This is a genomic window from Bradyrhizobium sp. (assembly GCF_027307225.1).
In the GTDB taxonomy this organism is placed as follows: domain Bacteria; phylum Pseudomonadota; class Alphaproteobacteria; order Rhizobiales; family Xanthobacteraceae; genus Bradyrhizobium.
This window is the reverse complement of record NZ_DAHUXJ010000135.1, coordinates 1-22,151: the sequence shown is the minus strand read 5'-3', so window position 1 is coordinate 22,151 and position 22,151 is coordinate 1. Positions and strand designations below refer to the sequence as shown.

General features: G+C 62.4%; 16 protein-coding genes. 12 read left to right on the top strand and 4 right to left on the bottom strand.

Annotated elements, in window-relative coordinates; translation table 11 throughout:
- Positions 1-81 precede the first annotated feature (81 nt).
- The 3 genes from M6D32_RS22545 to M6D32_RS22535 all read left to right on the top strand — a co-directional run bounded on the left by M6D32_RS22545 (position 82) and on the right by M6D32_RS22535 (position 5,210).
- Positions 82-501 carry a hypothetical protein gene (locus M6D32_RS22545; RefSeq protein ID WP_298260409.1) on the top strand — a complete coding sequence of 140 codons (420 nt, stop codon included), beginning with the start codon at positions 82-84 and terminating at the stop codon, positions 499-501.
- A gap of 261 nt (positions 502-762) precedes the next feature.
- Entirely contained in the window at positions 763-1,473 is a 711-nt protein-coding gene (locus tag M6D32_RS22540; RefSeq protein ID WP_298260407.1) for a methyltransferase domain-containing protein, read from the top strand.
- 437 nt (positions 1,474-1,910) lie between these two features.
- Entirely contained in the window at positions 1,911-5,210 is a 3,300-nt protein-coding gene (locus M6D32_RS22535; RefSeq protein WP_298260405.1) for an adenylate/guanylate cyclase domain-containing protein, read from the top strand.
- 66 nt (positions 5,211-5,276) lie between these two features.
- On the opposite strand, the gene M6D32_RS22530 is transcribed toward M6D32_RS22535, so the two are convergent.
- Positions 5,277-6,632, bottom strand: coding sequence for a squalene monooxygenase (locus tag M6D32_RS22530; RefSeq protein WP_298260403.1), 1,356 nt, complete (start codon positions 6,630-6,632; stop codon positions 5,277-5,279).
- 105 nt (positions 6,633-6,737) lie between these two features.
- Between M6D32_RS22530 and M6D32_RS22525 the strand changes: the two genes are divergently transcribed.
- From M6D32_RS22525 to M6D32_RS22515, 3 genes are all read left to right on the top strand, one after another.
- On the top strand, positions 6,738-9,866 hold the full coding sequence (locus M6D32_RS22525; RefSeq protein ID WP_298260401.1) for an EAL domain-containing protein: 3,129 nt from the start codon (positions 6,738-6,740) through the stop codon (positions 9,864-9,866).
- Positions 9,867-10,017: 151 nt separating this feature from the next.
- Entirely contained in the window at positions 10,018-11,025 is a 1,008-nt protein-coding gene (gene dctP, locus M6D32_RS22520; RefSeq protein ID WP_298260399.1) for a TRAP transporter substrate-binding protein DctP, read from the top strand.
- Positions 11,026-11,033: 8 nt separating this feature from the next.
- A complete protein-coding gene (locus tag M6D32_RS22515; RefSeq protein WP_298260397.1) occupies positions 11,034-13,037 on the top strand; it encodes a methyl-accepting chemotaxis protein in 2,004 nt (667 codons plus the stop codon).
- Positions 13,038-13,084: 47 nt separating this feature from the next.
- On the opposite strand, the gene M6D32_RS22510 is transcribed toward M6D32_RS22515, so the two are convergent.
- On the bottom strand, positions 13,085-13,264 hold the full coding sequence (locus tag M6D32_RS22510) for a hypothetical protein (protein ID WP_298260395.1): 180 nt from the start codon (positions 13,262-13,264) through the stop codon (positions 13,085-13,087).
- Between the two features lie 56 nt (positions 13,265-13,320).
- Positions 13,321-13,548 (bottom strand): hypothetical protein, encoded by a 228-nt coding sequence (locus M6D32_RS22505; RefSeq protein ID WP_298260393.1) that lies wholly within the window; start codon positions 13,546-13,548, stop codon positions 13,321-13,323.
- A gap of 249 nt (positions 13,549-13,797) precedes the next feature.
- On the opposite strand from M6D32_RS22505, the gene M6D32_RS22500 reads away from it, so the two are divergent.
- The 5 genes from M6D32_RS22500 to M6D32_RS22480 all read left to right on the top strand — a co-directional run bounded on the left by M6D32_RS22500 (position 13,798) and on the right by M6D32_RS22480 (position 20,737).
- Positions 13,798-14,745, top strand: a complete 948-nt coding sequence (locus M6D32_RS22500; RefSeq protein WP_298260391.1) for a L,D-transpeptidase family protein — start codon at positions 13,798-13,800, stop codon at positions 14,743-14,745.
- A 117-nt stretch (positions 14,746-14,862) separates the two neighbouring features.
- Entirely contained in the window at positions 14,863-15,828 is a 966-nt protein-coding gene (locus M6D32_RS22495; protein WP_298260389.1) for a sensor histidine kinase, read from the top strand.
- 164 nt (positions 15,829-15,992) lie between these two features.
- Complete coding sequence (locus M6D32_RS22490; protein ID WP_298260387.1) at positions 15,993-17,156, top strand: LLM class flavin-dependent oxidoreductase; 1,164 nt, start codon at positions 15,993-15,995, stop codon at positions 17,154-17,156.
- An 85-nt stretch (positions 17,157-17,241) separates the two neighbouring features.
- A complete protein-coding gene (locus M6D32_RS22485; protein ID WP_298260385.1) occupies positions 17,242-19,269 on the top strand; it encodes a YgiQ family radical SAM protein in 2,028 nt (675 codons plus the stop codon).
- Between the two features lie 157 nt (positions 19,270-19,426).
- Positions 19,427-20,737, top strand: a complete 1,311-nt coding sequence (locus tag M6D32_RS22480; RefSeq protein ID WP_298260383.1) for a divalent metal cation transporter — start codon at positions 19,427-19,429, stop codon at positions 20,735-20,737.
- A 23-nt stretch (positions 20,738-20,760) separates the two neighbouring features.
- On the opposite strand, the gene M6D32_RS22475 is transcribed toward M6D32_RS22480, so the two are convergent.
- Complete coding sequence (locus M6D32_RS22475; RefSeq protein WP_298260381.1) at positions 20,761-21,042, bottom strand: helix-turn-helix domain-containing protein; 282 nt, start codon at positions 21,040-21,042, stop codon at positions 20,761-20,763.
- A gap of 38 nt (positions 21,043-21,080) precedes the next feature.
- Between M6D32_RS22475 and M6D32_RS22470 the strand changes: the two genes are divergently transcribed.
- Positions 21,081-22,151 (top strand): IS630 family transposase (locus M6D32_RS22470; RefSeq protein WP_298260379.1); only part of this gene is annotated, 1,071 nt, incomplete at its 3' end.

Genomic DNA, 22,151 nt, shown 5'->3' with positions numbered 1-22,151 from the left:
GTTCGGTGATCGACGCGAACCGCGCCCGCCAAATATCTTGTTTGTAATTGCGACGAACAAAATAATTAGGTGGAGAAAGCAATGGTATTAACAGCCGCGCAAATTACCAGTACAGCTGCGCAGGTACAGGGCGTATTGGGAACGTTCAATAACGCCACTGATGCCTTCAACAAAAACGACTGGCCTACATACGGAAACTATCTTGATAATGATGTTGTAGCCTACAACTTGAGCCAACCCGGCTATACAGTGGGCAAGGCGAATGTCATTGCGTATTTTAAAAGTATAAGCACGGGTACTCCGGCCGATCTACAGTTCGATCCGACCAATGAAATTACCTGGTTTCCAAGCGTTTATCCGTTGGCGGTGCAGGGGGTCGCGCTATGGACTCATAAGGCCAGCCATCACGTAAAAGTATCGATCAATTACGCTTTCCAATTTTCCCCCGCGAAAGGTTTCTTGCTGACCGTTATTTGGGCCCAACACTTGGTGGGTGATTAGAACTTAACGGTCTCTGCGTCTTGTTCTACTAGGCCATTTGTCGGTAGCTCTCTTCTGGGCAGCCTGTCAGCTGCGTAGAATTGATGCTCTACCCGAACATTGGGATTGAACTGTGTGCCCCCAGCGTTCCTTCAGGACGTAATCGCGTATTTTCATCAGAAGACTCAATCGATCCTGACGCGGTACGGTCCCGGTCCGTGCGTCCACTATCATACGGGCCTCGTGGACGATGCGCCGTCGGAAGGCGCTACGATCCCGGTGTTGCGCCGCGCGCTCGTCGACGGGCAGGAGCTTATGCTTCGGCGCGCGGCCGAAGTGTGGGATGCGTCCAGTGAACTGAGCGGCGAGATCCTCGATGTCGGCTGCGGCCTCGGCGGCGGCTCGATTTTTTGGGCCAAGGAATTCGGAGCGCAGGTAACGGCGGTCACCTGTGTACCATCCCACAAGGAGTGGGTGACGCGTTTCTCGATGGAGGCCGGGGTCAGCCATCAGGTCACACCGCTCATCTGCGACGCAGCCGACCTGCCTGGTGAGAACCGCTTCGACGCCGCGGTCGCGATCGACAGCTCCGGATACCTTCCGCGCAGAGACTGGCTGGGTCGCACGGCCTCGTTGCTGAGGCCGGGAGGCTCGATCTTCATTATCGATTGTTTTCTCGAAGATCCAAAATACGCGGATTTGTTCAATAGCCACTGGCATACCCGGATCGGCACTATCGACGAATATTTCGCGGCGGCGCGCGAAAGCGGGTTGAAGATGGGCTCGGTCGTCGACGTGACGGAACAGACCGTGCACTTCTGGACGACGACGCTCGCGCTCATCGACCTGGAGTCTGACGGCGCCGCTGCGAGCGGAGAAACCGCAGCGCGCTATTCGGCTTCGCGCCGGGCGCACGCCCTGGTCCGCGACGGATTGGCGCACGGCGGCCTCCGTTATGCGATGATCAGCTTCGCGAAGGGCCGCGAAAGATAACCTCAGTCTCAGCCGGCTTTGCCGGCAGCCGAGATTCCGTCCTGAACCGTGACCCCGCTTGACTGATTGCGACGAGCGGCTCAGCTCGATCCCTAGTGCCCGCTTTCCGAAGTTCGTGCTCCATCGCAGCACCCACCTTCACGAACTTCGGAAAGTCGTGGGCACTAGCAAACTTATTGATTCTAGTACCGCTTTGTCGATCTGAAGTCCCTGATCGAGTGCGCCGCTTGTGGTGCACGGACTTCAGATCGGCGGTACTAGAAACAAATTTGCTAAGCGGCGCTACTCCTCACGCAGGCGACGAACGTTGCGGCGCCGGGTTTTGCTGGAAAATGGACGCGAGACGATGCAAAATGGCGCCAATCGGTATTCTCGTCGGGTCAACAAGTAAACAAGTTCCGATCGCTTGACCGCTTGGTCGAGAATTGGAGGGCGTCGTGACCACGATCGCAGACTTCCTGAGGTCGATCGGCCTGGCTGAGTATGCAGCCGGTCTCCACGAAAGCGGGATCGATGTTTCCGCCCTCTCCAGCCTCTCCGAGCAGGATCTCGAGAAATTGGGGATCCCGCCTGCCGAACGCAAAAGATTGCTGAGCGCCGTCGCGCAGGCTTACCCGCATCGGGAGTCGTTTCAGCTTCAGGGCGATGCCGAGCGCCGGCACTTGACAATTCTTTTCTGCGACTTGGTCGGATCGACCGCACTTTCCACCCGTCTCGATCCGGAAGCGCTTAACGAAATCATGTCGCGATATCGCAAATGCTGCGTGCGCGTTCTCACAGAGACGGGCGGCTTCGTCGCGCGATATCTGGGCGACGGCGTGCTTGCCTATTTCGGATACCCGCGGGCAAGCGAGGACGACGCCGAACGCGCGGTGAATGCGGGGCTCGGCCTGGTCGAAAACGTCGGGCAGCTTCGTGACGACATCGGACGGCCACTGCAAGTGCGGGTTGGCATTGCAAGCGGCCTGGTCCTGATCGGAGACCTGTTCGGCGCCGGCACGGAGCAGAGTCACGACGTGGTGGGCGAAACGCCCAACCTCGCGGCTCGCCTTCAGACTTGCGCCGAGCCGAACACTGTCGTGATCAGCGGCGAAACCCGGCAACTGGTCAGGGACCTTTTCGAATACGCCCCGGTCGATGCCAGGCGACTCAAAGGCTTCGCGATGCCGATTGAAACCTGGCGGGTCATCAAATCGGCCGAAACCGTCAACCGTTTCAGGGCGCTGCGTACCCCGGATACACCGCTGGTCGGCCGAGAACAAGAGACCGACTTAATGGTCGGGTGCTGGGAGAAGGCCAAGGCGGGAAATGGTCGTGTCTTGCTGATCTCCAGCGAGCCCGGCATCGGAAAGTCGCGCCTGGTTCAGGGTCTGCTCGACCGGCTCAAGGACAAGCCGCATCTTGAAGTGAGGGTGTTCTGTGCACCGCATCGCCAGGGGAGCGCGCTCTACCCCGTCATCGGGCAGCTCCAAAGGGCGGCCAGAATTGAACATGACGACATGCCCGAGCAAAAGCTCAACAAGCTAGAGGCGACGCTCAGCCGAGCGTTGGTCAACGTCGACGAGGTTATGCCCCTGATCGCGGAGCTTCTTTCGATTTGCACTGAGGGCCGATTCCCGCCTCTCGACCTCAGTCCGCAGAAGAGGCGCGAGAAAACACTGCAGGCCTTGATAGCGCAGCTCGAAGGGCTTGCCCGTCAGCCGACGCTGATGGTGTTCGAAGACGTTCACTGGATCGACCCGACGTCGCTCGAGCTTTTGAGCCTTCTGGTGGATCGTGCGCCGAACCTTCCGCTTCTGCTCGCAGTGACGTTCCGACCCGAATTCACGCCTCCGTGGCACGGGCGGCCTTACGTGGAGCACGTCAGACTTGACCGCCTGTCGCGAGGTGGAAGCGCGGAGATGATAGCGAACCTGACCCGGGACAGGGCGCTCTCGAACTCAACCGTCGAAGAAATCATCGACCGGACCGAGGGCGTCCCGCTCTTCATCGAAGAGTTGACCAAGGTTCTGATCGAGCGAGGAAGTGCAAGCCCGCCCCGGCGCGATATCCCCGCGACGCTGCGGGACATGCTGACGGCGAGGCTCGATCGCTTAGGCCAGGCCAAACAGGTCGCGCAGATCGCTTCCGTGCTTGGCTCCGAATTTTCGGCAAAGCTGCTGCGCGAGGTGATGTCCGGCGGCGAAGAGTGGCTGAACGCTGAGTTGAGGAAGCTCGTCGCGGCGGAGCTTCTCTTCGATCAGAGCGTCGCCTCGTCACCGAGCTATCGATTCAAACATGCGCTGATTCAAGAGGCGGCTTATCAGTCACTGGTGAGGAGCAAGCGGAAGGAGCATCACCGCAAGGTCGCCGAGACGTTGAAGGCGCGGTTTCCGGAAATCGTCGAAGCCCAGCCGGAGCTTGTGGCGCACCATTACACCGGTGCGGATCTCAAGGACGCGGCGCTTCCCTACTGGCAAGCGGCGGCGGCGAACGCGATGCGGCGGTCGGCGAATCTCGAAGCGATCGCTCACCTGACCAAGGCACAAGAACAGCTCCTGACTTTGCCGGAGAGCCCGGAGCGGCTTCAGCGGGAGCTCGCGCTACAGCTCGCGCTCGGGACACCTCTCATTGCGACCAGGGGCTTTGCGTCCCCCGAGGTGGGAAAAGTCTACGAGCGCGCGCATGAGATATGCAAACTTTCCGGAGATGCTCCCCAGCTGTTTCCCGTCCTGTGGGGACTATGGGTTTTCTACATCGCCTGTGCGGAACACGGGAAAGCCCACGAGTTGGCTCACCAGTGCCGCCGCATAGCGGGGGCCGTGAACGACACGGACCTCCTCATTCTGGCCCACCATGCGCTGGGGGTCTCGCTGACGAATCTAGGACAGTTTGAATCGGCGCTGAGCGAGCTCGATCAGGGGATCGATATCTACGACCGCGAGAAGCACGCGCCCCTGGCCTTCGCCTATGGGCAGGATCCCGGCGTGGTCTGTCGGTCGCAGGCCGCCTTCTGTCTTTGGTTCCTGGGGCTTCCCGAGCAGGCGCTCAAGAGAAATGACGAGGCCTTGGCGCTAGCGCAGGAATTGTCGCATCCCTACAGTCTGGCTGCCGCGCTCGACTTCTCGGCATGGATCCATCAGCTCAGTCAGAACGCAGGCGCCGCCGAAAAAGACGCAGACGCGGCAATCGCGATCTCTGCCGAGCGTGAGTTCGTGTTCTGGCAGCTGATTGGGACGATCTTGCGCGGCTGGGCGCTGACCGCCGGCAACAAGGTCGACGAGGGCATCGCGCTGATGCGCCAGGGCGTCGCGGGCTATCAGGCCACAGGGGCTGGCATTATGCGGCCGTACTATCTCGCTCTGATGGCGGAGGCGCTGGCCATGATCGGCGAGTTGAAGCAGGCGTTCCGTTTGCTGGATGAAGCAGAGGCCGCAGTTCGCAATTCCGGCGAGCGCTGGTATGAGGCCGAGCTCTATCGGCACAAGGGCAGGCTCATGCTTCAAGACACCGCTCGAGCGCCGGAAGACGAGCGTCGGAGACTTGCCGAGGATTATTTCGAGCGGGCACTTGCCGTCGCCGGCCAGCAGGGCGCAAAGTTGCTTGAGCTTAGAGCCGCCGCAGAACTCTGCCGGCTCTGGTCAGGCGAAGACAAGGCGGCGAAAGCCAAACAGAGGCTCGCCGAGGTCTACGGCCGCTTCCAAGAAGGGTTCGACCTTAAGGACTTGCGGGACGCCTACGCCCTTCTCCAGGCGTGACGAACAGGCGGGACGCTTTCATCCGCGTGTTCCAACGGCGCCGTCGAGGGACACCGTCTTGCCTCGTCAGTTGCCTCCAACGGATTCCACCACGGCCCTCACCCTGGACTCCAGCCACGGCTCCCGCAAAGCAGAATGCGGCTTCAGTAGGCTGCGCACCTCGAAGACAACTTTGTGGACCGCTTCGTCCTGTGCCGCCAATTGGATCAGCGCCGCCGCACGGCGCAGCCTGCGCGCCAAATCCGGCGGCCGGGCGCCGCGCGTCTGTACGTAGGCGAAATCCGTCTCTGCGATGGCCCAGGGCGATTCGAGCAGTTGCTGGATGCTCGACAGAAATGCCTGCGCAAGGCCATCCAACGGGTCAGAAAGCTCGAGCCTCCTCTCGAGGAGCCTCCCGAGCGCGACCGCTTCCTGAGCGGCCACGCTCATTCCCTGCCCGAAGATCGGATTGAACCGGCAGATCGAATCGGCGATCGGAATCAGGCCAGATGGGAACCGTTCGAGCTTGTCGAATCGATGGCGAACGCTGCCAGGGAAGCTGTAGCGCGCGATATTGCCAACAATGTGCGCGCCCTTGATCGCATCATACAGGGTCGGCGTTCGCAGCGTCCTTGCGAAAGCTAAAAATCCTTCGATGTCGCTCGGAGGAACGACGCCATGCATGCCAGCGAGCGCGACGAGCCACCGGTGATTTTCGATCGGGAAGAGAAAGCCCGCGCGCGTGCTGTCCGGGACATTCGGCAAATGCATGATCCCGACCCATTGCGACCGAGCGTCGTCGGGTATTTCGAACAGAGCGGTGGAGTAAGCCAGGTCGATGCCGATCTCTAGCACCTCCGGCTTCGCGTGCCCGACCTTTGCGAGCAGCGCCAGCGTCGGCGCCGCGCGTCCGGACGCGTCCACCACCAGGTCCGCTGCGATCGTCTCGATACGGCCCCCTTCGCCTTTGAAGGAGACGCCGACGACCGCGCCTTGATCGGGGGAAGCGACGAGTTCAGTCACTCGCGAGCAAGGTCGCAGCTCAACATTGAACTCCTGTGCCAGGCGGCGACGGCAAATGTGCTCGAGCAGGGGCCGCGATAGGCCAAACATGTCATATCCAAGATCTCGCTGCGGAAAGGGATCGAATCCGGCTCGCTCCATCCAGACATCACGGCCACCCCGCGCCTTGACTGCCCCCGCCCGCTCCAGATCCGCGCGGAAATTCGGAAACAACCTGTCCAGCGCCTCGAAGCCTCCAGGAAGCAAGCCGTGAATGTGCCGATCCTGCGGCGTCCCGGTGCGTGGCGCGGGCTCATTGGGGAGGTCGTCGCGTTCAAGCACGGTGACTTGTTCAAGGTAGGGCGAGACCGCCCGAGCCGCCGCCAGACCTCCGATCCCGGCGCCGATAATGACGCCGCGCCTCCAGATTCGGTTCGGCATCGTGCCCCTCGTGGCCGGGTTCCCATATTAACGCTTTGATAACCGATCTTACTAACGGCCGCTCCACGCTCGGACTGTATCCTTTTGCGACGGGGAGCGGAAACAATGCGGATTGGAGACAAACCGGCCGGCGGAAGGGACCGGGCCAACGTCGGCGCTTTTGCCGACGGTGAGTCGTCCGGCCGTCGCGATCCGATCCTCTGGCTTGTCGTTTGCGGCATCCTGCTGATTGCAGCCATCGCGGTCGGGACCGCGATGATGGTCTTCAACTTCCGCGATCATGCGATTCAAAGCAGCAAACGCGAACTGGAAAATACCGTCGTGCTGCTTGCCCGTCATTTCGACCAGCAACTGAACGACGCCGAAATCCCCCTCGTCGACATCATCGACCTCGTCCATCAGTACGGCGTCGCGTCTCCGGACGATTTCAAACGGCGGATGTCCACGTCCGAGATGCAGATGAAGCTGGTGGAAAAGGTCAGCCGTACCTCGAAGGTCGCGGGCCTCAACATCTATGATGCGGACGGCGTCCTGATCAATTCATCGGAAACGACGACTGTTCCTCGCATCAGGATTGACGACCGCGCCTATTTCAAGGCACTCAAGTCCAGCACCGACGTCGCCAAGCCGCAGATCGAACTGGTGCTCAGCCGCTTTACGGGCGTGTGGAAAATCCTTCTCACCCGCAAGGTCGCTGCGCCGGACGGCACCTTTCTGGGCGTGGTTTCGCGGGCCATTGCGCCGGCAAAATTGGAAAAATTCTTTTCCGCCGTCGCGCTCGGAAAAGAAGCCACGATTTCGATGCATCATCGTGACGGGACCTTGCTGGCGCGCTACCCGCATGCCGACGAGTTCATGGGTAGGGATTTCAAGGCGAGCTCGACGCCACAGGCGGCCTCCCTGCTCAGCCTCGACCACGGTACGACGCGGTTGTTCAGCCCCGTCGACGGCGCCGAGCGCCTGGTCGCCATCCAGAGCCTGTCGCAATTTCCGCTTTCGATCGTGGCGACCACGACGGTCGCTTCATCCCTCGCCGACTGGCGAGCACAGACCAGGTTCCTGGTGATTGCCGCTATTCTCTCGGCGATCGTTGTCGCGATCACGACCATGCTGATCGTGCGACGCCTCACCTGGCAACATCAGGGGGCACAGCGCCGGGTTAACCTGGAAAAGCAGCGCCTCGACACCGCGGTCGAGAACATGGTGCAGGGCCTGACGCTGTTCGATCAGCACCGGCGGCTTGTCGTCTGCAACCAGCGCTATCTCGAGATGTACGCCTTGTCGTCCGATGTGGTGAAACCCGGTTGCCATCTCCGTGATCTGATCGCTCATCGAAACCAGGTCGGACTGATCGAAGTCGACATCGACAAGTACTGCGACCAGATTATGCAACAGGCCGCCCGCGGAGAGACCGTCACGCTGCGCTCCGGCGACGGACGTTCATTTCAGATCAAGCACCGTCCGCTGCCGGACGGCGGCTGGGTTGCCACCCACGAAGACATCACCGAACGTTCGCGCCAGGAAAACGAGATTCTGCAGCAGTCCAGCGAACTGTCGCGCATCAACATGCAGTTCGACGCAGCCTTGAGCAACATGGCTCAGGGGCTTTGCATGTTCGACGGCGAGAAGCGCCTCGTCGTCTGGAACGAACGCTATGCGAAACTTTATCAGCTGCCGCCCGAACTCCTGAAGGTCGGCACGCCGCACGATGCGATCATTGCCGATCGAATCTCCCGCGGCCTTCTCAAGGGAGAGACCAACGCCAGCCGGAAGATCGCCTCGCTCAATCAACTTCCGAAGGACGCGGCTTCAAACCGTATCGACGAATTCTCCGATGGACGCTTTATCCTTGTCAGCCGGCAGCCGATGGATGACGGCGGCTGGCTCGCGACGCACGAAGATATCACCGAGCGGCGGCGGGCGGAGGCGGAGATCGTTCATCTGGCGCGCCACGACCCGCTGACCGGGCTTGCCAACCGCGCCGAGTTCAATGCGAGGCTCGAAGACGCCTGCAAGCGGATGAAGCGCAGCCGAGGCACCGTCACGGTCATGATGGCCGACCTCGACAGGTTCAAGGTCGTCAACGACACTTTCGGGCATCCGGCCGGCGACCAGTTGCTGATCGAGGTTGGAAGACGGTTGAAGTCGACCGTCCGCGAAACCGACGTGGTGGCGCGATTGGGCGGCGACGAGTTTGCCGTGATCCAGGAAGGCGGACCCGACCAGCACGAAGGAGCGATTGCGCTCGCGCTCAAGATCATCCATGCCATTTCGAAGCCGTTCGACCTCAGCGGCAACTGGACGAGCCTCGGGACCAGCATCGGTATTGTGCTCGCGCCCGAACAGGAGACCGATCCCGAGGGCCTGCTCAAGCGCGCCGACCTTGCGCTCTACGATGCGAAGTCCAACGGCCGGAACGACTACCGCTTCTTCCGGAGCGAACTTCTCGAGGTCGCCCACACGCAGCTTACGGCGGAAAGCGAACTGCGGGAGGCGATCGAGCGGCAGGACTTCGAACTGTTCTATCAGCCGGTGATGAACGCAAAGACGCGCGCGCTGTGCGGCCTCGAGGCTCTGGTCCGGTGGCGGCATCCGACCAAGGGTCTTGTTTCGCCCGACAGGTTCATTCCGCTTGCGGAGACGACCGGCCTCATCGGCCCTCTCGGCGAATGGATCCTGCGACGCGCCTGCGCCGACGCGGCGTCATGGCCGGCCCATGTCAAGCTCGCGGTCAATATCTCGGCCATCCAATTCAAGAAGGGTAACCTGTTCGAGGTCATCCTGCGGACGCTGATGGAGACCGGTCTCCCGCCCGAGCGGCTGGAGCTCGAGATCACCGAAACCTCTCTTCTCGAGAACCAGGAAGCCCATCTGACCACCATCCGTCAGGTCAAGAATCTCGGGATCTCCATGGCGCTCGACGACTTCGGCACCGGATATTCTTCCGTGAACTATCTGGCGAATTTTCCGTTCGACAAGATCAAGATCGACAAGTCGTTCACGCAGGGCGTCCTCAATCGTCGCGACTGCAAGGCGGTCGTGGCCTCGACGCTCGCGCTGGCGCAAGGTCTCGGAACCGTGACGACCGCCGAGGGAGTCGAGACCGAGGAACAGCTGGAATACATGCGCACCGCAGGCGTAGACCTCGTGCAAGGCTATCTGTTCGGCCGCCCGGTGCCGATCTCGCAGCTCGACCTGAACGCCATCCCCACGCGCAAGGACATGGTGGCGTAGACCAAGCCCGCCTCGCCGGACGCCAGCCCCGATCCGGCCCGACCCCGCTTCTTGTTCGATTGCCTCGCGTTTTCCGCGCGTTATCGGTTTATTTACCCTGACGCCGTCTATTACGCCGCGCGGCAATTTTGATTGCGGGCGGGGCAAAGACATGCGTGACAAGATAGGACGACGGCGCTTCCTTGCGGGAGCCGCTGCGGCCGCCATGGCTACGGGCTTTTCGAGCCGGCGCGCCTGGTCGGCGATCCAGCCGCAGGTATTGCGGATGGGCTTCATCAACCCAAGGGACTCTCAATTCGGCGCCGGCGCGCTGGAATTCGCCACCTACATCGAGCACAATTGCGGCGGCCGGTTGAGGGTCGAGCTCTACCCGGCAGGCGAAACCGGCGGCGAGCTGGAAATGTGCCAGGATGCCGCTGCCGGCACGCTCGACATGACCTTCACGTCCTCCGCGGTCTTCACGGCGATCGCGCCCGAACTCAGCATCTTCGACATCCCCTTCCTGTTTCGCGACCTTGCCCATGCCCGCGCCGTGATGGACGGCGAGATCGGCAAAGCGGCGCTGGCGCGGCTCGAACCAAAGGGCCTCATCGGCCTCGCCTGGGGTGAAAACGGCCTGCGCCATCTCACCACCTTTGACCGGGCCGTCCGTCGGCCCGAAGACCTCAAGAACCTCAAGCTCCGCGTGCCGCAATCCGAGGTGATGGTGGAGAGCTTCAAGGCGATCGGCGCCGATGTGCATTCCCTGCCGTTTCCCGATCTTTACGCGGCGCTGTCGTCGGGCTCGTTCCAGGCCCAGGAAAACCCGATCGCGACCATCGTGGCGACAAATTTCGACCGGGTTCAGCACTATCTGTGTTTGACCGGGCATGTTTACTCGCCGGCCGCCTTCCTCATCTCGAAACAGATTTTTGAGCGCATCTCGCCAGAGGATCGATTGACGCTGCGCGCCGCCGGTCTCGCGGGAAGCAAGGCCAGCCGTGTCTATCTCGACCGCGCCGAGAAGAGCGGCCTCGAGGAGTTGCGTCACCGCGGCATGAAAGTGGTCGAAGATATCGACCGCCCGGCCTTCGTGGCTTCGCTCGCCGGCCTTGAAGGCCAGTTCCAGAAGCAGTTCGGCAAAGACAAGATCGACGCCATTCGCGCGTTCGGCAAATGAGAAAATCAATGTCCTTACTGTCTATCGCGAACCGCATCAGCCTGAATGGTCGCCTGATCGGCGGCTTCGGACTCTTGATGGTGCTCAGTGCAGGCACCTCGATCTTCTACAACGCCCGGATTCGCGACGTGCGGGACAACGTCACTCACATCGCGCGTGCGTCGCTGGCGACCGACACCGTCGGCAATTTCAGCCGCCACCTTCTGCTGCTGCGCCGCATCAGCGTCGATTATTTCCGCTCCGGCTCGGCCACCGACCGCAAGAAGACGCTCGCGGCTTTCGAGCCGCTCGACAAATCGATCGACGCCGTGCGCGAAGCCGTCGGTCCGCGCGGCGATGTGCTGCGCAGCGGCCTTTCCGAATACCATACCGCGTTCAGCAAGCTCGACGACGAAATCAAGAAGCGCCAGGCCGCGCTTCAGGCCATGAATGCAAGCAGCATCCGCCTTACGAATACGCTGACAACCGTGACCCTCGAACTCGGGACAGCGCGCGAAGCGGCGCTGCCCGCAGCCCAGCGGCTCGAACAGGCGGTCGAGGCGCTTCGCGCCGTCGCCTATCGCTACGCCGGAGCCCCCTCTGCCGGCGACCTTGACATCGTCACCGCCGAACGGGAACGGGTCGGCAGGGAACTGGCGCTGGTGAAGACGTTGCCGCCGGCCGATCCGGCGCTCGCCAAGATCATCGCGGCGATGCCGCCGCAGGTCGAAAAAATGCTGGCTTCCTCCGATCAGTTGGTCGGCTCGGCAGCTTCGACCGAGCAGGTTCATGCGGCTCAAGTCAAAACCGGCATCAAGCTTGGTGAGGATGCCGAAGTTCTGCGCAGCGAATATCAGGCCCGCCGCAGCGAAGCCGTTTCGACCGCGGCCAGGATTGCCGAAGAGGCCTCGACGGCCGGCTCGATTGCCGCAGTAACCGTCGGCGTGCTTGCCGTCATCCTCACCGTTCTCATCACGATCTCGATCTCGACGCTCATCAAGCGGATGACCCGCACCATGTCGCAGCTCGCCGACGGCGATCTGAGGGTGGAAATCGAAGGCGCCGAGCGGGCCGACCAGATCGGCAACATGGCGCGCGCCGTCAGCATCTTCAAAGACAACGCGATTCGCATGGCCGAGGTCGAATCGGAGAAGAACCGCCTCGCGGCGCAGACCGAGCAGGATCGCAAGGCGGGCTTGAGAGAACTTGCCTCGCGGCTCGAGCATGCGGTCAAGGACATTGCCGACGCCGTGAAGCAGTCGGCGCAGCGGATGCACAACGGCGCCGCGACCATGAGCGGCGCTGCCGACCGGACCAAGTCCCAGTCGGGCGCCGTCGCCAGCGCATCGGGGCAGGCTTCGGCCAACGTTCAGACCGTCGCCTCTGCGGCCGAGGAATTGTCGGCCTCGATCCGCGAGATCGGGCAGCAGGCGCAAAACTCGGCCAACGTCGCACGCCGCGCTGCCGAGCAGGCGAGCCGGACCACGGCGACGATGGAAGGCCTGTCGCAGGCGGCCGACCGCATCGGCGAGGTGATCAACTTGATCAACAGCATCGCTGCACAAACCAACCTGCTGGCGCTCAACGCGACGATCGAAGCCGCGCGCGCCGGCGATGCCGGCAGAGGCTTTGCCGTCGTCGCCTCGGAGGTCAAGAACCTCGCGGCCCAGACCGCGCGCGCGACCGAGGATATCGCCGCCCAGATTTCGTCGATCCAGGGCGAGACCAAGGAAGCCGCGACCGCGATCAAGGGCATCGAATCCGTCATCATGGAGATCAACCAGATCGCGACCACGACCGCGAGCGCGGTCGAGGAACAGGGTGCCGCGACGGCCGAGATCGCGCGCAACGTCCAGCAGGCGGCGGCGGGTACCGATGAGGTTTCCAGCAACATCGCCGGCGTGCTCGAGGCCGCGGCGGAAACCGATCAGCATGCCCGCATCGCGCTGGAAAATTCCAACGAGCTGACCGGCCAGGCCGACCGGCTCTGGCAGGCGGTCATCGGCTTCGTCGAGGACGTGAAGGCGGCCTGATCGATCGCCGCGTCGCCGGGCCACCGCATCGGGCAAAGACGGACGATTCAATCGTCCTCTGCATCTTCCATATGTCCCAGACAGTCGACGACCCTGCCGTTCTGCATGACCGGCACGTAGATGCACGAGCGGCCCTCGGCGTCGGTCAGGCGGATGGCTTGCGGCATCTGGTCGGGATATTCGCCGCCATGATCCATCGTTTCAAAGCGCAGGCCGCTGCCGTCCAACCCTGGATCCTGCGGCCGCCTTTCGGGTGCAAGCGGAGCGAACCTGTATATCAGTCTCATTGCTGGCGACGACCGCGAAATTGAGTGGACTGAAAAGCGTGCGACGTTTTGACAGAAGTAACCAGGCCTTCCCTGTTCGGATTCTGAGGTGAGGATGGCCGGGCCACGGGAATGATGGAGGCCTTTGCAGACCTGCTGTCCATATACAATTGCCCGGCGATCAGCATTCCCGCCGCGAAGATGAGCGTAACCATCGCGCTGGCCAATTGCGACATCTCGTTCATAGCACCCAGCCTCGTGTCCTCTATCGGGGTCACTAACTCGCAAGCGATCCGTGAAGTTCCGGGAGTGCGCCGGTCCTCCTTAGTCTAAGCCGACCCTGATCGCGCCCGGCTGGTGATGCGGGGCATTCAATCTTCGTTTTCGGGGAACAGGTCGCAGCTGCGCCCGTTCCATGTCACGGCCGGGATTGCAGAAGGGTCGCGAAGGTGGCTGGGAGAGCGAAGCACTTCTACCTGGCGTTGGTTGTCGCCATGACGGCCAGTACAGCGTTCGCGGCCAGGATGGATCCGGCCGCGGTCACCAAGGCCGAGCCACCTGCCAAGACGATCTCGAACGACAAGCCGACACCGTTTGCCATCCGGCTGGAAGTTCTGCTCGATCGCGCGCACTTTTCGCCCGGCGAGATCGACGGAAAATTCGGAACGAACGCCAAAAAGGCTCTCCGCGCCTTCGCCGAGGCGGAGCAACTACCGAGTTCGGATAACGTGACCGAGGACGTCTGGAAAAAGCTTCAGATCGACCAACAGCCGGTTCTCGCCGATTACATCGTGACCGAAAAAGATATCGCCGGGCCGTTTCTCCGCAAGCTTTCCTCGAAGATGGAGGCGATGAAGCATATCCCCAGGCTTGGCTACACCAGCACAAGAGAACAGATCGCCGAAAAATTCCACATGAGCCAGCAGCTGCTCTCGCTGCTTAATCCGAGGGAGCATTTCGATCGCGCCGGCGACACCATCGTCGTCCTCAACACGATCGACGATCAGGCCGCGCCTCCCAAGGCGTACCGCGTCGAAGTCGACAAGAGCCGGCAGACCGTCAAGCTGTTCGACAAGTCGAACGCTCTGATCGGATTTTTCCCGGCGACGGTCGGAAGCCAGGAGAAGCCGTCGCCTTCGGGCACGTTGAAGGTCACCGAAATCGACCAGAACCCGATCTATCGCTACAATCCGCGTTATCACTTCAAGGGCGTGCATTCGAAAAGGCCCTTCACCATCAAACCCGGCCCCAACAATCCGGTCGGCGTCGTCTGGATCAACCTGTCCGGCGACGGCTACGGCATCCACGGCACGCCCTCGCCCGGCAAGATATCCAGAGCAGAGTCCCATGGCTGCGTGCGGATGACGAATTGGGACGCCGAACGCGTGGCGGCCAGCGTCGGAAAGGGCACGCCCGTGAACTTTGTCGACAGCGGCCGGTGAAAGCTCGCCCCGGATCGGCGGGCACCGGCGCCGTCCGTACGATTTGTTCCCGTCCGCCGAGCGAAAATGCGAAGTTCCGCGCTGGAACACCACACCGCAACGCGCGGTTGATTGCGGATGAACAAGCTGTACCCGCTGCTACTTGAGCATCGACTGCCTGTTCCTCTGCGCTACGGCATTGCCGCCGCGATCATGATGATTTGCGCGATCTTGCAGATGGCGCTGCAGACGCTGACCGGATATCCGAGCTATTTCCTGCTGCTGCCGGGCATTTTCCTGTCGGGTCTGGTCTTCAATCGGGGCACGGGCCTGGCGGCTGCGGCGATCGCCGCCTGCGTCAGCATCTATATGGGATACCGATCGGGCATCGGCTCGGTCTATCTTCCCGAGGACGGTCTTTTCATCGTTACGGCTGCCGGCACGGCGTTGGTCGCCGAATTCCTGCGCGCCGAGATGAAGCGGGTAATGCACGCGGACAAGACCAAGTCCGTGCTGCTTCAGGAAATGGCCCATCGCACCAAGAACAACCTGGCTGTCCTCAGCGCGATGATCCGCCTGCAGGCGAGGAGCGCTGAGCCCGCCGTAGCGTCAGCGCTCGAAGCGACCGCGCGACGGATCCATGTCACGGCGCAGGTTTACGACCACCTCTCGCTCAAACAGGATTCTCGGCTCGTCGGCATGCGTTACTTCCTGAGCGGGGTTGTCGAGAAGATCTTCCTGTCTCTGGCGCCTCCCGGGCCGATCGCGTTCGAGGTGGTCAGCGACGATGTCGATCTGCCTCACAATCAGGCCTTGGCGATCGGCATCATCACGAATGAACTGGTGACAAACACGCTGAAGTACGCCTTTCCCGACAGCCGGCCTGGTCAAGTGAGGATCGAACTCTCGGTGAAAAGGGATATTGAGTTGACCGTTGTGGACAATGGCGTCGGCCACGACGGCGACGGCGACCCGTCCGGCCTCGGGTCGCGGATCGCTATGCTGCTGACGCAGCAGCTTGGCGGCAAGATGTCCTATGCCAGGCTGCAGCCCGGCTTGTCCGCACAGCTCAGGGCCCCCCGGCGATCGTCGCGCGACGGTTGAGTGTCCCGCCAACGTTTGCTCCTGTTCATCATGGCTGATCTGCCCGTCCCGCCGGCGATCCGGCGCGTGCGTCGTATTGGTGATCGCAAATGGCTCGCCTAAGATGCCGTCGTCCGGTCAGCGATGAACCAACAACAGGATACGGACGGGGAGAGGAACGCAAAATGAAAGCATCGATATTTTGCCTGCCGAGCATCGGCTCGCGCGCCGAGATCGAGGCAGGCATGGCTGCGACAAAGCCCGAACTTTACCAGCGCATGCTGAAGGAGCTCACCGAACTCGTCAAACTGGCCGACGACCTCGGCTACGATTCGGTGAGCTTCACCGAGCATCACTTTCACATCGAGGGTTTTGAGGTTTCCAACAACCCGGTGTTGCTCGATCTCTACTTCGCGATGCAAACAAAGCGCATCCGCGTCGGCCAGCTCGGCATCGTGCTGCCGGCCGCCAACCCGATCCGCGTCGCCGAGGACATCGCGATGCTCGATCACATGACCGGCGGGCGCGCCTGTGCGGGCTTTGCCCGTGGCTATCAGCGCCGCTGGGTCGACATCATGGCGCAGCAGACGCACGGCATCTCCGGCACCTTGCCGCACCATCACGATGCGATCGATCAGGCCAACCGCGAGGCGTTCGAGGAGAACTGGCAGATCATCAAGAAATGCTGGACCGAGGAGATGCTGACCTTCAAGGGCAAGTACTGGAAGGTGCCGGCCGGCGCGACGCCCTGGGATCTCGAGACCACCGCTAAATACGGCAAGGGCGTCGACAACGGCATGCTGACGTCGGTCGGCGTGGTACCGAAGCCGTTGCAGAAGCCGCATCCGCCGGTGTTCCTGCCGTTCGCGTCGTCGTCGAGCTCCATTCGCTGGGCCGCGCGCGAGGGCGTCACCGCGATCCTGCCACCGATGCACGACGCCTACGCCTCGCCGCTCTACGACCTCTATGCCGAGGTATCCGGAAAACCGCGCGGGCAAGGCACGGGCCTGTTGCGCGATGTCATCATTGCCGACACGGAAGACGAGGCCATCGCGTTGTGGGAAGACTCGGGGCGTTTCTCCGGCAAGGCATGGTTCGAGCCATTTGGATTCCGCCGCGGCCTGATGGACCCGGAGACGAAGCGCTTTGCGACCGCGCAGGAATCGATCGACCTCGGCTATGCGCTGGTCGGCACGGTCGATACCGTGACGCGCGCGCTCGAGGCCAACATGAAACGCCAGCCCGTCGACTGGCTGTTCTGCTACACCTACAATGCGCTGGTTCCCCACAACAAGCTCATGAAGTCGACGGAAGCGCTGTGGACCAAGGTGCTGCCGAACTTCATGTGAGCCTGCGGTACTGTTGGGTCCATTGTGGGCCTCGCCCTGCCGGGCGGGTTGAATTCGCCACGCCAGGAGCTTAGGTGTGGGCGCCATGAACACCCTTGCTGTCGCCGAAAAGCCCCTGATGTCCTGGTCGCACCACCGGGCACATTCTCCCAAGTCGGCGCCGTTCCTGCCGATGAGCCGCGCCGAGATGACTACGCTCGGCTGGGACGCCTGCGATATCGTGCTGGTGACGGGCGACGCCTATGTCGATCATCCCTCCTTCGGCATGGCGATCATCGGCCGCCTGCTCGAGGCGCAAGGCTTCAGGGTCGGCATCATTGCGCAGCCCGACTGGCAGTCCGCCGAGCCCTTCAAGGCGCTGGGAAAGCCGAAAGTGTTCTTCGGCGTCACCGGCGGCAACATGGATTCGATGGTGAACCGCTACACGGCGGACCGCAGGTTGCGCCACGACGATGCCTACACGCCCGGTGGCGAAGGCGGCCGGCGGCCGGACCGCTGCACCCTGGTCTATGCGCAGCGCTGCCGCGAGGCGTTCAAGGACGTTTCGATCGTGCTTGGCGGCATTGAAGCATCGTTACGGCGCATCGCGCATTTCGACTACTGGTCCGAGAAGGTGCGCCGCTCGATCCTGGCCGACGCCAAGGCAGACCTCCTGCTCTACGGCAACGCCGAGCGTGCCGTCGTCGAGGTCGCGCACCGGCTCGCCGCGGGCGAAGCGCCGCGCAACCTCGATTCCATCCGCGGCGTCGCGCTGTTTCGCCGCGTGCCTGAAAACTACGCCGAGTTGCATGCCGACGATCTCGACTCCGCCGATGAAGGCGCGGCGCGCCAGCGCGGCGACACGGTGATCCGGCTGCCGTCGTGCGAGCAGGTCGAAGAGGACCGTGAGGCCTATGCGCGCGCCTCGCGCGTGCTGCACCGGGAGAGCAATCCCGGCAATGCGCGGCCGCTGGTGCAGCGCCACGGCGACCGCGACCTCTGGCTGAACCCGCCGCCGATCCCGCTCTCCACCGCCGAGATGGACGCCGTCTACGACCTGCCCTATGCCCGCGCGCCGCATCCATCCTACGGCGACGCCAAGATCCCGGCCTGGGAGATGATCAAGTTCTCGGTGACCATCATGCGCGGCTGCTTCGGCGGCTGCACGTTTTGCTCCATCACCGAGCACGAGGGCCGCATCATCCAGAACCGCTCGGAAGGCTCGGTGCTGCGCGAGATCGAGCGCATTCGCGACCGCACGCCGGGTTTCACCGGCGTCATCTCCGACATCGGCGGGCCGACCGCCAACATGTACCGGATGGCGTGCAAGGACCCAAAGGTCGAGGCGCTGTGCCGCCGGCTGTCATGCGTCTTCCCTGACATCTGCGAGAACCTCAACACCTCGCACGACGATCTGATCCGTCTCTATCGCAAGGTGCGCGAGGTCAAGGGCGTCAAGCGGGTGATGGTCGCTTCCGGCGTGCGCTACGATCTTGCGGTCAAGAGCCCGGAATACGTCAAGGAGCTCGTCACCCATCACGTCGGCGGCTACTTGAAGATCGCCCCCGAGCACACCGAACGCGGCCCGCTCGACAAGATGATGAAACCGGGGATCGGCGCATATGACCGCTTCAAGCAGATGTTCGAAGCTGCGGCAAAACAGGCCGGCAAGAAATACTACCTGATCCCGTATTTCATCGCCGCGCATCCGGGCACGACCGACGAGGACATGATGAACCTCGCGCTCTGGCTTAAGAAGAACCGCTACCGCGCCGATCAGGTGCAGACATTCCTGCCCTCGCCGATGGCGACCGCGACCGCCATGTACCATACCGGCGTCAACCCGCTGCGCGGCGTGCGGCACGGTGGCAGCGACAAGGTTGAGGCCATCAAGGGGCTGAAGCAGCGAAGGCTGCACAAGGCATTCCTGCGCTATCACGACCCCGACAACTGGCCGATCCTGCGCGAAGCGCTGAAGCAGATGGGCCGCGCCGACCTGATCGGCTCGCGCCCCGACCAGCTCGTGCCGTCCTACCAGCCGCCCGGCACCGGCAAAGCCGCCGGCACGCGGCGGCCCGTGCGCGGCGGCAGGATGCAGCGCTTCACCACCAAGGGCGTCCCCTTGAACAAGTGATGCCGCTGCCGGAGCGGCATTCCCGTCCCGCTCAATCGGCCCTGCCGCTGCCGGCAGGAGGACCCGGAACCCTTTTCAGACGTTGAGAAAATCCAGACCACTCCGAGGGCGCAGGCCCGGCATTCCGCCGCGGCCTTTTTGGAGTGCGGAACGCACGATGGATGCGACGCTCCAACCAAAAGTTCAGAAGCGGGCCAGTTTCCGGCTGCGGCGTTTCTTCTCCACTTTGGGTCCCGGTCTGATAACCGGCGCCTCCGACGACGATCCGTCCGGCATCGGCACCTACAGCCAGGCCGGCGCCCAGCTCGGCTTCGGCGTGGGGTGGACCATGCTGCTGACGTATCCGCTCATGACGGCTATACAGGAGATCTCGGCGCGCATCGGGCGCGTTACCGGCCATGGCATCGCCGGCAACGTCTGCCGCAACTTCGGTCCGGTCTACATCTGGGGCCTGGTGCTCCTGCTCTTCATTGCCAATAGCATCAACATCGCCGCCGATCTCGGCGCGATGGGCGACGCCTTGAGGCTCATCATCGGCGGCCCTGCGATCGGCTACGTGGTGTTCTTCGGAGCAATCTCCATCCTTGCCCAAATCTTTTTCGACTATCAGCGCTATGTATCCGTGCTGAAGTGGCTGACACTCAGCCTGTTTGCCTACGTGATCGCGCTCGCGGTCGTCAAAGTGCCGCCGATGGAAGCATTGAAGGGCGCGCTCATTCCGCGTCTGAGCCTGGACGCCGCGTTCCTCACCACGCTTGTGGCCATCCTCGGCACCACGATATCGCCCTATCTCTTCATCTGGCAGTCCTCGCAGGAAGCCGAGGAGCAGCGGATCGACCCCGACAAGAGACCACTCAAGCAGGAGCCGTCCAAAGCGCCGAAGGAATATCGTCGGATTCGGCTGGACACGCTGATCGGCATGGCGTGCTCGAACCTGATCGGGCTGTCGATCATTTTTACGACGGCCGCGACGCTTCATGCGAATGGCAAGACCGACATCCAAAGCTCCGCCCAGGCCGCGGAGGCGCTAAGACCGATCGCAGGCCCCCTCGCGGAACTCATCTTCGCATTGGGAATCATCGGGACCGGGCTTTTGGCCGTCCCCGTCCTTGCCGGGGCGACGGCGTACGCCATCAGCGAAGGCCGCCGCTGGAAAGTGGGCCTCTCGCGCAAGCCCAGGGAGGCCGTCGCGTTCTATTCCGTGCTCGGCTTCTCGGGCCTCTGCGGTATCGGCTTGAACTTCACGCCGCTCGATCCGATTCAGGCCTTGTACTGGAGCGCCGTCGTCAATGGCGTGCTCGCAGCCCCCGTCATGGTGATTCTGATGCTGCTGGCGCGCCGACCCAAGGTGATGGGAAAGCTCATCGTCACCGGGCCGCTCTATTGGTTGGGCTGGGCCTCGACCGCCGCGATGGGCTTCTGCATCGTCGGGATGATCGCCACGACGTTCATGGGTTCACCGGTTTAAGCCGCGGGGCGACTAGTGGTTCATCACAGTGATTTTGACGTTTTGATACCGAGCCATTCGAGAATCGGCAAGTTTTCCGGCGGCACGAGGATTTCGATGCTTCTGGGGACGCCGGGTTGACGTCGGATGAAGCCGTTTCGTTCGAGGGTGACGATCATCTGGTGGACCGAAGGCGGGCTGACGCGGAAGTGGCGCTGCATGTCGGTTTCTGCGGGTGGCTGTCCGAACATGTACGAATAGGTATGGATGAAAGCGAGGTAGTGCCCCTGCTTCTCGGTGAAGCGCGCGCCTGATTTTTGACTCATGAATCGATTCGTCCCGGCCTCCGACAAGGAGGCAAAGCATGAATGTACGTTATCGGGTCGAATTGAGCCAAGCCGAGCGCGATGAACTGACGGCGATGCTCGGCGGCGGCAGGCATGCCGCCCGCAAGCTCAAGCGGGCGCAGATTTTGCTGGCGGCCGATAGGGGCCGCCGCGACGAGGAGATTGCCCGGACCGTGAGTGTCAGCCTCTCCACCGTCAGCCGGACCAAGCGCCGCTTCGTGGAAGGCAATCTGGAGCGGGCCTTGAGCGAGGAGCCGCGTCCGGGCGCAGAACGCAAGCTGACCGGCAAGGAAGAGGCCCTGCTGGTGGCGACGGCATGCGCCAAGCCGCCCGCCGGTCGCAAACGCTGGACGCTGACGCTGCTGGCCGACACGATGGTCAAGCTCACCGATCACGACAGCCTGTCGGGCGAGACCGTGCGTCGCCGGCTGGCCGAGAACGACCTCAAGCCATGGCGCAGGGACATGTGGTGCATTCCCCATGTCGATGGCGAATATGTCGCCCGCATGGAAGATGTGCTCGATCTCTATGCTGAAGCGCCGGATCCCGAGCGGCCGCTGGTCTGCTTTGACGAGACCCCCGTGCAGCTGATCGGCGAGGTGCGCCAGCCGATCCCGGCCCAACCGGGACAGCGCGAGCGCTACGATTACGAGTACCGCCGCAACGGCACCGTCAATCTCTTCGTCACCTTCGATCCTCATCGCGGCTGGCGCAACGTCAAAGTCACCGACCGCCGCGCCGCCGTGGACTACGCGCACTGCATGCGCGAACTCGTCGACGTCCATTATCCCGATGCCGCCTGCATCCGTGTCGTGCAGGACAATTTGTCGATCCACAAGCCTGGGGCGCTGTATGAGGCCTTCGCGCCCGCCGAGGCCCGCCGCATCCTGCGCCGCCTCGAGTTCCACTTCACCCCGAAGCACGCCAGTTGGCTCAACATGGTCGAGTGCGAGATCAGCGTGCTTCAGCGCCAGTGTCTCGGCCGCCGCATCGACGACCCCAAAAAGCTCCGAAACGAAATCGCAGCATGGCAACGACGGCGAAATAAAACCCGAGCCCGCATCAAATGGATGTTCACAACCGACAAA

Coding starts and splice junctions, on each gene's coding strand:
- M6D32_RS22505 (WP_298260393.1), bottom strand. CDS start 13,548: ATGAACGAGATGTCGCAATTGGCCAGCGCGATGGTTACGCTCATCTTC.
- M6D32_RS22475 (WP_298260381.1), bottom strand. CDS start 21,042: ATGAGTCAAAAATCAGGCGCGCGCTTCACCGAGAAGCAGGGGCACTAC.
- M6D32_RS22495 (WP_298260389.1), top strand. CDS start 14,863: ATGAACAAGCTGTACCCGCTGCTACTTGAGCATCGACTGCCTGTTCCT.
- M6D32_RS22515 (WP_298260397.1), top strand. CDS start 11,034: ATGTCCTTACTGTCTATCGCGAACCGCATCAGCCTGAATGGTCGCCTG.
- M6D32_RS22545 (WP_298260409.1), top strand. CDS start 82: ATGGTATTAACAGCCGCGCAAATTACCAGTACAGCTGCGCAGGTACAG.
- M6D32_RS22490 (WP_298260387.1), top strand. CDS start 15,993: ATGAAAGCATCGATATTTTGCCTGCCGAGCATCGGCTCGCGCGCCGAG.
- dctP (WP_298260399.1), top strand. CDS start 10,018: ATGCGTGACAAGATAGGACGACGGCGCTTCCTTGCGGGAGCCGCTGCG.
- M6D32_RS22525 (WP_298260401.1), top strand. CDS start 6,738: ATGCGGATTGGAGACAAACCGGCCGGCGGAAGGGACCGGGCCAACGTC.
- M6D32_RS22530 (WP_298260403.1), bottom strand. CDS start 6,632: ATGCCGAACCGAATCTGGAGGCGCGGCGTCATTATCGGCGCCGGGATC.
- M6D32_RS22480 (WP_298260383.1), top strand. CDS start 19,427: ATGGATGCGACGCTCCAACCAAAAGTTCAGAAGCGGGCCAGTTTCCGG.
- M6D32_RS22500 (WP_298260391.1), top strand. CDS start 13,798: ATGACGGCCAGTACAGCGTTCGCGGCCAGGATGGATCCGGCCGCGGTC.
- M6D32_RS22485 (WP_298260385.1), top strand. CDS start 17,242: ATGAACACCCTTGCTGTCGCCGAAAAGCCCCTGATGTCCTGGTCGCAC.